The sequence below is a fragment of the Photobacterium andalusiense genome (assembly GCF_900185625.1).
GTDB lineage: Bacteria > Pseudomonadota > Gammaproteobacteria > Enterobacterales > Vibrionaceae > Photobacterium > Photobacterium aquimaris.
Genome location: NZ_FYAJ01000006.1, coordinates 98283 through 110964, shown reverse-complemented (window position 1 = coordinate 110964; position 12682 = coordinate 98283). Strand labels below are relative to the sequence as shown.

Sequence of the window (12682 nt, the reverse complement as noted above, 5' to 3'; positions counted from 1 at the left end):
GATCAGACTTACCGTGCAATACGCTAAGTTTAGCCGTCGCGACCATCATAACCAAAGGGCCACAAGCCAATGATCCATAGTATGACTGCTTATGCTCGTCGCGAAATAAAAGGCGACTGGGGCACTGCTGTGTGGGAAATCCGCTCAGTAAACCAACGTTATCTTGAAACTTACATTCGTATGCCTGAACAATTCCGTAGCCTTGAGCCGGTATTGCGTGAGCGTTTTCGTAAACGTCTAGCACGCGGTAAAGTTGAATGTAATCTTCGTTATGAAGCTAACACCGCTGCTAATACTGAACTCACTATCAATGAAGCCTTGGCTAAACAAGTCATTCATGCGGCGCGTTGGGTAACAGAAACGGCAGGTGAAGGTAATATTGGCCCATTTCAAGTGCTTAACTGGCCGGGCGTGATGGAAGCACCCGAACAAGATTTAGATGTGATAAATAAAGATCTACTTGCAGGCTTTGAGCTTGCTATGGATGATTTTATTGCAGCACGTGCTAGCGAAGGCGACAACATGAAGCAGTTGATCGACCAACGTTTAGCTGCAATTTCAACAGAAGCGATCAAAGTACGCACTTTAATGCCACAAATAATGGTGTGGCAACGTGAGCGTATTATGTCGCGTCTTGATGAAGCTAAAGTCGATCTAGACAGCAATCGCCTAGAGCAAGAGCTGATCATGCTGGCGCAAAAAAGTGATGTTGCCGAAGAGCTTGATCGCCTTGATTCACACGTAAAAGAAACCAACAAAATTCTCGCTAAAGGTGGCGCATGTGGTCGTCGTCTTGATTTTATGATGCAAGAATTTAACCGTGAATCAAACACATTGGCATCAAAATCAATTAATACTGACGTCACAGCATCAGCCGTTGAACTGAAAGTATTGATCGAGCAAATGCGTGAACAGATTCAGAACATTGAGTAAATAATCGCTACTCACACTTTCCAAGTTAATGCTATTTAACTTGGAAAGTTGTTTGAAAAGGTAGTCTGATTATGAAATCTCAATAAAGCCAGCTAGGCTTAGGTTATATTGACTCCGTAAAAAAGATGAATTTTCAAGCAATCAGCTAATTTCAATTATGCGCAGATCGTGATAATCTTCGCGCCCTTCTATCACTGAGTGAAAATAGGCAATGAGCAAAGGTACTCTATACATCGTGTCGGCCCCAAGTGGTGCTGGTAAATCAAGTTTGATTAATGCCCTTCTTGAAACTAACCCGACCTATGACATGAAAGTATCCGTGTCCCATACGACTCGTGGCATGCGCCCGGGCGAGGAAAACGGTGTTCATTACAATTTCGTTAGCGTAGAAGAATTTACCGACTTGGTAGAACAAGGTGCATTCCTTGAGCATGCCGAAGTGTTTAGCAATTACTATGGTACTTCTCGTCCATGGATTGAACAGCAATTAAATAAAGGTATTGATGTCTTTTTAGATATCGATTGGCAAGGTGCACGTCAAATTCGTAAACTTATGCCAGCCGCTAAAAGCTTGTTTATTCTACCTCCGTCAAAAGAGGAATTGGAGCGTCGACTTAATACTCGTGGTCAAGACAGCGAAGCTGTTATTGCCCGTCGTATGGAAGAAGCACGTTCAGAGATCTCACACTATAACGAATACGATTATGTAATCGTTAATGACGATTTCGATGTCGCATTAATTGACTTTAAAGCAATTATTCGTGCAGAACGATTGAAGCAAGACAAGCAAACTGCTAAATATAGAAGCATGTTGACTGCGCTACTAGCAGATCAGTAAGTTATTTTGTACAATTTTCTATTCCTAATTTAATAACCACTGGAGTCCTCCATGGCACGCGTAACCGTTCAAGACGCTGTTGATAAAATTGGCAACCGTTTCGATCTGATCCAAATTGCTGCTCGCCGCGCACGTCAAATGCAAACCGGCGGTAAGGATCCATTGGTTCCTGAAGAAAACGACAAATATACAGTAATTGCACTTCGTGAAATCGAAGAAGGCCTAATTACTAAAGATATCCTTGATGCTCGCGAGCGTCAGGAACTGCAAGAGCAAGAAGCAGCTGAATTAGCAGCTGTTAGTGCGATTGCTGGCGACCATCACCGTTAATCAGGAAACCAGGCATTGTATCTTTTTGATAGCCTGAAAGAAGTCGCAACCAAGTACCTGTCGAAGTCTCAAATTGAGGTGCTTCGACAGGCTTATCTTGTTGCTCGCGACGCCCATGAAGGCCAAACTCGTTCAACAGGCGAGCCTTATATAATCCACCCAGTTGCGGTTGCCCGTATTCTGGCGGAAATGCGTCTCGATATTGAAACACTGATGGCAGCGTTGCTGCACGATGTGATTGAAGATACCGAGGTCACTAAAGAGGATCTAGCCTGCCGCTTTGGCGATACTGTTGCCGAATTGGTTGATGGCGTCTCTAAACTCGATAAACTCAAATTCCGCGATCGCAAAGAAGCGCAAGCTGAAAATTTCCGTAAAATGATCATGGCAATGGCGCACGATATTCGCGTTATTCTGATCAAACTTGCTGATCGTACTCACAATATGCGTACGCTAGGGGCACTACGTCCTGACAAACGCCGTCGCATTGCTCGTGAAACCCTTGAAATATTCTCTCCGCTTGCCCACCGTCTTGGTATCCATAACATCAAATCTGAACTTGAAGAGCTTGGCTTTGAAGCGTTATATCCCAACCGCTACCGCGTCCTAAAACAAGTCGTTGCAGCAGCTCGGGGCAACCGCAAAGAAATGATTAATAAAATTCACGCAGAAATTGAGGGTCGCCTTAATGATGCGGGAATAGCAGCAGAAGTATCTGGTCGCGAAAAGAACTTATACTCCATCTATAACAAGATGAAGAATAAAGAACAGCGCTTTCATTCAATCATGGATATCTACGCATTCCGTGTCTTAGTCGATGATCTTGATACTTGCTACCGCGTTTTGGGTCAGGTACATAACCTGTATAAACCCCGCCCAAGTCGCATGAAAGACTATATTGCGATTCCAAAAGCCAATGGCTATCAATCGCTACACACTTCACTGGTTGGCCCTCATGGGGTACCGGTTGAAGTTCAAATTCGTACTGAAGACATGGATCAGATGGCGGATAAAGGTGTGGCTGCACATTGGACTTACAAAGACGGTGAAACCCCAGGGACTACCGCCCAAGTTAAAGCTCAACGTTGGATGCAAAGCCTACTAGAACTTCAACAAAGTGCGGGTAGCTCATTTGAGTTTATTGAAAACGTTAAATCTGATCTTTTCCCTGATGAAATTTACGTTTTTACCCCTAAAGGTCGCATTGTCGAATTACCTGTAGGCGCAACGGCAGTTGATTTTGCTTATGCCGTGCACACCGATATTGGTAATACTTGTGTCGGCTCTCGTGTCGATCGTCAGCCTTACCCATTAAGTAAGCCACTGAAAAATGGTCAAACCATCGATATTATTAGCGCACCTGGTGCACGACCTAATGCGGCATGGCTTAACTATGTGGTTACTTCACGCGCACGCACGAAAGTACGTCAGGTGCTAAAAACTATGCGCCGTGATGAATCGATTACCCTTGGGCGTCGCTTGCTTAATCATGCCTTAGGTGGTGTCAGTATGCAGGCCATTGCTGCTGAAAACATTACTAAAGTATTAACTGATCTCAAACTTGAAACCGTTGATGATTTATTAACGGAAATCGGTTTAGGTGAGCTGATGAGTGTGGTTATCGCACGCCGATTATTGGGTAATGCCGATGAACTCACTGCCAAAAACAGTGATCGCCGCTTACCGATTCAAGGTGCCGACGGTATTTTGCTGACGTTTGCCAACTGTTGTCATCCAATCCATGGCGACCCGATTGTTGCTCATGTCAGTCCTGGTAAAGGCTTGGTTATTCACCGTGAAGAATGTGCCAATATTCGTGGTTACCGTAAAGAACCCGATAAGTACATGGCGGTTGAATGGAGTGAAGATTTTGAGCAAGAGTTTGTCACTAACCTCAAAGTCGACATGCAAAATCACCAAGGTGCACTGGCCGACTTAACCAACACAATTGCAGCAACAGGCTCTAATATTCAAGGTTTAGCGACCGAAGAAAAAGACGGCCGTCTGTATACGATCACTGTCCGTTTGACCACCAAGAGCCGTGTCCACTTGGCCAATATCATGCGTCGTATTCGTATCATGCCAGATGTGGTACGGGTTGCTCGCCAAAAAAATTAACTGCAGCCATTTAATCTGCTGTTAATACTATGAATAAAACGCCCACTCATGGGCGTTTTGTGTATTTGGCAATCAATCCATATTATTATGGGATCATTGTTATTATTGCCAATGGCTTAAACCATATGACTCCTGATCGCTTTCAACGTATCCATCAAGTATTAGCTACTCGCCAACCCGACCTCACCGTATGTATGGAAGAGGTCCACAAACCCAACAATGTCTCCGCTATTATTCGTACCGCTGATGCGGTTGGGGTCCATAAAGTGCACGCGGTGTGGCCAAAAGAAGCCATGAAAGTACTGAGTCATACTTCAGCAGGTGCCCGTAACTGGGTCGAGCTTGAAACTCACGATACCATGGTTGAAGCTATTAGCGCCCTTAAAGCACAAGGCATGCAAGTTCTTGCGACCAATTTATCCGCTTCTGCGGTTGATTTTCGAGAGGTCGATTACACCAAACCAACTGCGATTATTCTCGGTGGTGAAAAAAATGGTATTACCGCTGAAGCATTAGCATTGGCTGATCAAGATATTATTATTCCCATGGTCGGCATGGTGCAATCTCTCAATGTTTCTGTCGCCAGTGCACTCATTCTCTACGAAGCACAACGCCAACGTCAAAATGCGGGTATGTATGATCGCACTACCACTTTACTTGATGCTAGTGTGGTAAATCGTATTCTATTTGAACGTGGACATCCGGTATTAGCCAATGTCGCTAAACAGAAAAATTTACCGTACCCACAATTAGATGATCAAGGCCAGATTGTTGCTGACGAGCAATGGTGGGCAGCGATGCAAGCCAAAAAGGTCAAACGCCCAGTCGCAACTAGCGTAACTAACAAGGACTAACCATGAGCGGACAACTCCTCAACACTATCGCCCTCACTGAACTGGCTGGTGTTGGCGCCAAAATGGCAGAAAAACTCCATAAAATTGGACTTAATAACGTCCAAGATGTGCTGTTTCACTTGCCACTTCGTTATGAGGATCGTACCCGCATTTGGCCAATTAATCGGGTTGCGCCCGGTCAATTTTTAACGATTCAAGGCGAAGTGAGCCATTGCAGCATTCAATTTGGCAAACGCAAAATGCTAACGGTAAAAATTGGTGATACCACAGGATCTGTCACCTTAAAGTTTTTTAATTTTAATGCCGCGATGAAAAACAGCTTTAGCCAAGGTAAGCAAGTAAAAGCCTATGGTGAAATTAAAGGCAGCCAGTTTGGGCTTGAAATCATTCATCCCGATTACCGCCTTTTTTCTGAACCAACAGAGCTAAGCGTTGAAGAAACGTTAACGCCGGTTTATCCCACCACCGACGGTTTACGCCAAGCCACATTGCGTAATTTAACCGATCAAGCGCTCGCTTTACTTGCAAAGTCGGCGGTGACGGAGTTACTCCCTACGGGTCTTTATGATCAGCAAATGACTCTCGCTCAAGCGTTACAATTGATGCATCGTCCCACGGCTGATATTTCGTTAGAACAATTTGATGCTGGTAAACATCCAGCCCAAAAGCGATTAATTTTAGAAGAGTTATTAGCCCAAAATTTATCAATGCTGGCACTGCGCAGTAAAGGGCAACAACATCAAAGTTGGTCCTTAGCACCACAAGATACTCTCAAGCAACAACTACTCGCCAGCCTACCATTTACACCAACAGGCGCGCAGCAACGGGTTGTGGCTGATATTGAGGCCGATCTTGCACAACCGCAGCCAATGATGCGCCTAGTACAAGGGGATGTTGGCTCGGGGAAAACTCTGGTGGCCGCGCTTGCTGCTTTACGCGCCATTGAGCACGGTTATCAAGTGGCATTAATGGCACCAACTGAATTATTAGCCGAGCAACATGCGCTCAACTTTGCTCAGTGGCTCAACCCAATGGGGATTGAAGTTGGTTGGATGGCAGGCAAGCTCAAAGGTAAAGCGCGAGAAAAAGAACTGGTTCGCATTGCCAATGGTGACGCAAAAATGGTGGTCGGTACTCATGCTTTGTTTCAAGACCAAGTAGTATTTCAGAACCTTGCGCTAATTATTATCGATGAACAACACCGTTTTGGTGTCCATCAGCGGTTAGATCTGCGAGAAAAAGGGGCTGCAAGCGGTTATTACCCACATCAATTAGTGATGACGGCCACCCCGATTCCACGCACCCTTGCGATGACGGCTTATGCCGATATGGATACCTCAGTGATCGATGAGTTGCCACCAGGGCGAACGCCAATTCAAACCGTTGCACTGCCTGATAGCCGTCGCCCACAAATTATTGAGCGTATTCGCGCTGCATGTCAGCAAGAAGGTCGCCAAACCTATTGGGTTTGCACCTTGATTGATGAATCAGAAGTATTAGAAGCTCAAGCAGCATCAGATACCGCCGATGAACTGACCCGTCTATTACCCGACCTCAAGGTTGGTTTGGTTCACGGTCGAATGAAGCCCAAAGAAAAACAAGCAATTATGGCAAGTTTTAAAGCAGGTGAAATTGATTTATTAGTCGCAACTACCGTTATCGAAGTTGGAGTTGATGTTCCCAATGCCAGTTTAATGGTGATTGAAAACCCAGAGCGGCTTGGGTTGGCGCAGTTACACCAATTACGAGGACGAGTCGGTCGCGGCAAAATCGCTAGTCATTGTGTATTGCTTTACCATGCGCCACTCACCAAAACCGCTCAAAAACGCTTAGCAGTGTTACGAGAAAGCAGCGATGGGTTTGTGATTGCGCAGCGCGATCTTGAAATTAGAGGCCCTGGTGAATTACTGGGCACTAAACAAACGGGTATTGCTGATTTTAAAGTGGCTGATTTAATTCGCGATCAATACTTAATTCCTCAAGTACAAAAACTCGCGCGTTATATTCACGATCAATATCCTGATAATGCAGCAGCGATTATCGACCGCTGGATAGGTCAACGTGAAAATTATTCTAACGCCTAGCATTAATTATCACCGCGATTAAAAAAGCCCGCCTCATTGAACTGAGAGCGGGCTTTTATTGGCCATGATTTCACAGCCAAGCAAAGTTAAACCCTCACGGCTTGAGCTTATGTAATGGCAAACTGATCTCCACTCTTAGCCCACCTTCACTGCGATTACGCACTGAAATAGCCCCTTCATTTTGATCGATAATTCGCTTCACAATCGCTAAACCAAGCCCGGTACCTTCGGTTGCACTACCACGGGCAGAATCACCACGAGTTAATGGCTGAAACATTTTAGTGACTTGATTTGGCTCAATCCCTGGCCCATCATCTTCAACGCAAAACCAAGCTGATTTACGATCAACCGAAGCACCGCTGGATATTCTCACCCAACCATTACCGTAGCGTTGCGCATTGATCACCAAGTTGGCTACCGCGCGTTTAAGAGCTACCGCGTTAGCTGAAATCGTACCCGGTACTGGCGTTAATTGCTGTTCAATAACATTGCCATAACTGCCTTCAGTATGTGCCACATCTTCTAACAACAGGTTTAGATCAATATCTTCTTCATCTTGTTTTTTAGTCGATTTTAAATAATCCATAAACTGACTAATGATAGCGTTACATTCTTCAGTATCCGTGATCATCGATTCTGCTAAATAACTGTCTTCTGGTGACATCATTTCAGTCGCGAGTCGAATACGGGTTAATGGAGTGCGCAAGTCATGACTCACCCCCGCCATTAATAAGGCCCGATCATCTTCGAGCTGTTTGATGCCTTGTGACATTTGATTAAAGGCTTTGGTCACAGAGCGAATTTCAGAAGCACCTTGTTCAGGTAACTGCGGCGGTGTTTCACCACGCCCAACTTGTAATGCGGCTTGTTCAAGTTCGACTAACGGCCGATTTTGAATACGAATAAACAACCAACCGCCAGCAATCACTAAGAAAGCAATAATTAAGCTATAACGAAATAACGGCGCGAAATCATCTTCTTGTAATTCAGATAACGGAATACGCATCAAAAAGTTTGGCATCGCATCGGTTTTCATCCACAGCACATAGCTATGAGTGCCAAGCAATAACCGTACGTCGGTTGGTGAATGTAATTCACGCGACATTTCTTCACTCAAATAACTAATATGAGTGGCGTCATTGAATTCTTCAGCACCTGGAGAATTAGGCGCATGTAACGTCACTCCAAGTTCTTCAAGTAACTTACGTCGAATAGGTCGATCAAGATAAATCGTTTGGCCGTCAGCCATCTTAATATCTTCTTTCAACATCAACTTAACTTCGTAAGCTAAAATACGATTAAATTGCTGAATACTTGGCAGTAGCGCGTAATTCACTATAGTGAGATATGAAAAAATCTGGCTTGCGATTAACAAGCCAGCTAATAATATCAGTGTTCGCGCAAAGGTACTTTTGGGCGATAACCGCATGGCTTACGCCTCACGACCATCGGGTACGAAGACATACCCTAAACCCCATACCGTTTGAATATAACGTGGGCGACTCGGATCTTCTTCTACCATACGGCGTAAACGTGAAATCTGTACATCAATCGAACGTTCCATCGCTGAATATTCACGACCACGGGCCATATTCATTAACTTATCACGTGACATTGGCTCACGCGCATTAGTAACCAGGGCTTTTAATACCGCAAACTCACCTGATGTCAGTGGCATTGGTGCATCGCCACGGAACATTTCACGGGTGCCAAGATTAAGGCGGAACTCACCAAACTCAATCACTTTACTTGAGACACTCGGTGCGCCAGGTGCTTCAATCGTTTGACGACGTAATACCGCACGAATACGCGCTAATAATTCACGTGGATTAAATGGCTTTGGCAGATAATCATCGGCACCGACTTCAAGGCCAACAATACGATCAACTTCATCGCCTTTTGCTGTTAACATTAAAATAGGTAGCATGTTATTAGCATTACGTAGGCGACGACAGATAGATAAGCCATCTTCACCAGGTAACATTAAATCTAATACCATTAAGTGAAATGTTTCACGCGCCAGTAAACGATCCATTTGCTCGCCATTAGCAACACTGCGTACCTGAAATCCTTGCTCAGAAAGATAACGCTCAAGCAACGCTCGTAAACGCATGTCGTCATCGACCACTAATATCTTATAATTTTCCTGCATTTTTCACCTTCATCGATCACGATAGCAAGTTGTTACTAAGTGTACGCGAGTCGTAATAACTAACGCTTTATTTAACAAACAATAGCGATAATTATCGATACATAACAATCATCACCAGAAATAAATTATAACATGCTAATTAGTCTCATGATTAGGTTATTAACATCACGCAAATATTCAATCGCTACTGTTTTAGTATGTCTTTATAGCATGGAGATTCAACTCTGAATACTCTTTTACTTGAGAGATTAATTTGCTATATCAACACCATAACATTTCACCTTTGGCACTATCTGCTACAACGTATCGACATCATCAACCCGCTACCATTGAGAGGTCGCAATTTATTATCATCCGACTTTCTATTTTGACTCAGCAATGATAGAACAATGCCAAACAATCGCTTGAGAATAATGATGAGAACTAACTTAATCACCCGTGAAGGTTTTGATAAATTAGAACAAGAACTCAATTACTTATGGCGTGAAGAACGCCCAGAAGTCACCAAAAAAGTAACTTGGGCAGCAAGCTTAGGTGATCGCAGTGAAAATGCAGATTACCAATATAATAAAAAGCGGCTGCGTGAAATTGACCGCCGAGTACGATTTTTACGTAAGCGCTTAGAAGCAGTTAAAGTCATTGATTATTCCCCTCAACAAGACGGCAAGGTGTTCTTTGGTGCTTGGGTTGAGATTGAAAATGAAGCTGGAGAACAAAAGACATTTCGCATTGTAGGGCCAGATGAAATCTATGGCCGCAATGATTACATTTCTATTGATTCACCGATGGCACGGGCATTGCTCAGCAAACAAGTGGACGACGATACCGTGGTAACAACACCGCTGGGTAAAAAGATGTGGTTTATTAATCATATTCGTTATCAAACCCAATAACGCTAAGACAGCCTAACACACTCTTCACCGCGGTTGACTTGCCAGATCAAGATTCAGCCGTAGAATGGAAGCTTAACGATCAACAAGAGATATCAACGGATGAGCAACGCTATCAACCAACAGATTGCCACAGAGCTGAATGTGCGCACTGAACAAGTGAATGCTGCAGTTACCCTACTTGATGACGGTAATACGGTGCCTTTTATTGCCCGTTACCGTAAAGAAGTCACTGGCGAATTGGATGACACCCAACTACGTCATTTAGAATCACGTTTAAGCTACCTGCGTGAACTCGATAGCCGCCGTCAGGTGATTCTAAAATCAATCACGGAACAAGGTAAACTGACACCAGCATTGGCTGCTGAGATTAATAGTGCTGACAGTAAAACCCGCCTTGAAGATCTCTACCTGCCTTATAAACAAAAACGCCGCACTAAGGGGCAGATTGCGATTGAGGCTGGCATTGAGCCACTCGCAGAGTTGCTATGGGATCAACCACAGCATTCACCAGAAGAAACGGCACTACAATACCTAAATCCTGAGCAAGGATTTGCGGATAGCAAAGCCGTGCTTGATGGTGCGCGCGCTATTCTGATGGAGCGCTTTGCTGAAGATGCAGCATTGCTTGAAAAAATTCGCCGCCAGTTAAATACTCACGCCGAACTTACTTCACGTATCATTGAAGGTAAAGAGCATGACGGCGCCAAATTTAAAGATTATTTCGACTATAACGAGCAGATAAAAAACATTCCATCGCACCGCGCTCTGGCATTATTCCGTGGTCGTAATGAAGGCTTTTTACAACTGTCACTCAACGCTGATCCTAATACCGAACAAACTGTTCGTAGTTCATATTGTGAAGTGATTATTGCTGAACATTACCACGTTAGTTTAGGTACTCAAGCTGCAGATGCATGGCGCAAACAAGTGATCAGCTGGGCATGGCGCATTAAAATTTTAATGCACATGGAAACTGAACTGATGGGTATTTTACGTGAAAAAGCCGAAGACGGTGCCATTCAAGTATTTGCCGATAACCTCCATGACTTACTGATGGCAGCCCCAGCAGGACCTCGTGTCACACTGGCACTCGATCCTGGTTTACGTACCGGTAGTAAAATTGCGGTGGTTGATGAAACCGGTAAAGTATTAGATACCGCTACTATCTATCCGCACCAGCCACATAACAAAATTGTCGAATCCACCAAAACAGTCGTGGCGTTAATTAATAAACATAACGTCAACTTAATTGCGATTGGTAACGGCACTGCTTCACGTGAAACAGATGCATTTGTCACTAAACTGATTAAAGACAATCAGCTTAAAGTACAAAGTGTGATGGTCAGTGAAGCGGGCGCATCTGTTTACTCAGCATCAGAACTGGCAGCGAAAGAATTTCCAAATCTGGATGTCTCTATTCGTGGTGCAGTTTCAATTGGCCGTCGTCTGCAAGACCCGCTAGCGGAGCTGGTTAAAATCGATCCGAAATCAATCGGTGTTGGTCAATATCAGCATGATGTTAGTCAAAGCATGCTGGCTAAACGTTTGGACGTGGTAGTCGAAGACTGTGTAAACGCCGTTGGTGTTGATGTTAATACAGCATCTGCAGCACTACTCACACGCGTTGCTGGCTTAAATACTACCATTGCACAAAATATTGTTAATTATCGCGATGAAAATGGCCGCTTTGATAGCCGCACTGCGCTTAAAAAAGTAGCGCGTTTAGGGCCAAAAGCGTTTGAGCAATGTGCTGGATTCTTGCGAATAATGAACGGTAAAAACCCTCTTGATGGCTCTGCGGTTCACCCTGAATCTTACGCGGTAGTGAAAGCCATTTCAGCAGCTAACAATAAACCTGTTGATGCGATTATCGGTAATACCGAGTTCCTACGCAGCTTAAAAGCGGTTGACTACACCAATACTAATTTTGGTGTACCAACGGTAACCGACATCATTAGTGAGCTTGATAAACCTGGTCGAGATCCTCGCCCTGAATTTAAAACAGCAACCTTTGCTGATGGCGTCAACGAAGTCAAAGATTTGATTCCAGGTATGGTCTTAGAAGGCGTGATCACTAACGTGACTAACTTTGGTGCTTTTGTTGACGTTGGTGTGCACCAAGATGGTTTGATCCATATATCTGCCCTATCTGATAAATTTATTTCAGATCCACGTGAAGTGGTTAAAGCTGGTGATGTGGTAAAAGTTAAAGTAATGGAGGTCGATGTTCAGCGTAAACGTATTGCAATGACGATGCGTTTAAGTGATGAGCCTGGTCAAGAAAAACCATCTCGCCAAGCCACCAACACTGCGGCACCTCGCCAGCAACCATCATCGCAGCAAACACGTCAACATACTCCACCAGCATCACCCAAAAACAACCCACCTATGGGCGGTGCTTTTGCGGCTGCGTTTGCCAATGCTAAGAAAAAATAATCACGATTAAGCGCTAAAGAATAAGCTACATACTCGCAGTCAGA

10 protein-coding genes are annotated in these 12682 nt (G+C 44.3%); 8 read left to right on the top strand and 2 right to left on the bottom strand.

Annotated elements, in window-relative coordinates; all coding sequences use genetic code 11:
- The first annotated feature begins 69 nt into the window (after positions 1–69).
- From PAND9192_RS14480 to recG, 6 genes are all read left to right on the top strand, one after another.
- Entirely contained in the window at positions 70–933 is an 864-nt protein-coding gene (locus PAND9192_RS14480) for a YicC/YloC family endoribonuclease (protein ID WP_060997761.1), read from the top strand.
- Positions 934–1144: 211 nt separating this feature from the next.
- Positions 1145–1771: a guanylate kinase gene (gene gmk / locus PAND9192_RS14475; protein WP_036789325.1), complete on the top strand. Its 627-nt coding sequence runs from the start codon at positions 1145–1147 to the stop codon at positions 1769–1771.
- Positions 1772–1822: 51 nt separating this feature from the next.
- Positions 1823–2101, top strand: coding sequence for a DNA-directed RNA polymerase subunit omega (rpoZ, locus tag PAND9192_RS14470; RefSeq protein ID WP_036789323.1), 279 nt, complete (start codon positions 1823–1825; stop codon positions 2099–2101).
- Between the two features lie 15 nt (positions 2102–2116).
- Entirely contained in the window at positions 2117–4219 is a 2103-nt protein-coding gene (gene spoT / locus PAND9192_RS14465; RefSeq protein ID WP_087854352.1) for a bifunctional GTP diphosphokinase/guanosine-3',5'-bis pyrophosphate 3'-pyrophosphohydrolase, read from the top strand.
- Between the two features lie 125 nt (positions 4220–4344).
- The gene (gene trmH / locus PAND9192_RS14460) at positions 4345–5073 is read left to right on the top strand and encodes a tRNA (guanosine(18)-2'-O)-methyltransferase TrmH (protein WP_087854439.1); all 729 of its coding nucleotides are present in this window, start codon (positions 4345–4347) and stop codon (positions 5071–5073) included.
- Positions 5074–5075: 2 nt separating this feature from the next.
- A complete protein-coding gene (gene recG / locus PAND9192_RS14455) occupies positions 5076–7157 on the top strand; it encodes an ATP-dependent DNA helicase RecG (protein WP_087854351.1) in 2082 nt (693 codons plus the stop codon).
- Positions 7158–7251: 94 nt separating this feature from the next.
- On the opposite strand, the gene envZ is transcribed toward recG, so the two are convergent.
- Together envZ and ompR are read right to left on the bottom strand one after the other, a co-directional pair.
- A complete protein-coding gene (gene envZ, locus PAND9192_RS14450; RefSeq protein ID WP_087854350.1) occupies positions 7252–8586 on the bottom strand; it encodes a two-component system sensor histidine kinase EnvZ in 1335 nt (444 codons plus the stop codon).
- Between the two features lie 3 nt (positions 8587–8589).
- Positions 8590–9309 (bottom strand): osmolarity response regulator transcription factor OmpR, encoded by a 720-nt coding sequence (ompR, locus tag PAND9192_RS14445; RefSeq protein ID WP_060997756.1) that lies wholly within the window; start codon positions 9307–9309, stop codon positions 8590–8592.
- 416 nt (positions 9310–9725) lie between these two features.
- On the opposite strand from ompR, the gene greB reads away from it, so the two are divergent.
- Positions 9726–10202, top strand: a complete 477-nt coding sequence (gene greB / locus PAND9192_RS14440) for a transcription elongation factor GreB (protein WP_060997755.1) — start codon at positions 9726–9728, stop codon at positions 10200–10202.
- Between the two features lie 99 nt (positions 10203–10301).
- Positions 10302–12638: a Tex family protein gene (locus tag PAND9192_RS14435; RefSeq protein ID WP_087854349.1), complete on the top strand. Its 2337-nt coding sequence runs from the start codon at positions 10302–10304 to the stop codon at positions 12636–12638.
- Positions 12639–12682: the final 44 nt, after the last annotated feature.

Excerpts from the sequence above, each read along its gene's own strand:
- trmH (WP_087854439.1), top strand. The coding sequence starts at position 4,345 with ATGACTCCTGATCGCTTTCAACGTATCCATCAAGTATTAGCTACTCGC.
- gmk (WP_036789325.1), top strand. The coding sequence starts at position 1,145 with ATGAGCAAAGGTACTCTATACATCGTGTCGGCCCCAAGTGGTGCTGGT.
- PAND9192_RS14435 (WP_087854349.1), top strand. The coding sequence starts at position 10,302 with ATGAGCAACGCTATCAACCAACAGATTGCCACAGAGCTGAATGTGCGC.
- greB (WP_060997755.1), top strand. The coding sequence starts at position 9,726 with ATGAGAACTAACTTAATCACCCGTGAAGGTTTTGATAAATTAGAACAA.
- envZ (WP_087854350.1), bottom strand. The coding sequence starts at position 8,586 with ATGCGGTTATCGCCCAAAAGTACCTTTGCGCGAACACTGATATTATTA.
- ompR (WP_060997756.1), bottom strand. The coding sequence starts at position 9,309 with ATGCAGGAAAATTATAAGATATTAGTGGTCGATGACGACATGCGTTTA.
- rpoZ (WP_036789323.1), top strand. The coding sequence starts at position 1,823 with ATGGCACGCGTAACCGTTCAAGACGCTGTTGATAAAATTGGCAACCGT.
- recG (WP_087854351.1), top strand. The coding sequence starts at position 5,076 with ATGAGCGGACAACTCCTCAACACTATCGCCCTCACTGAACTGGCTGGT.
- PAND9192_RS14480 (WP_060997761.1), top strand. The coding sequence starts at position 70 with ATGATCCATAGTATGACTGCTTATGCTCGTCGCGAAATAAAAGGCGAC.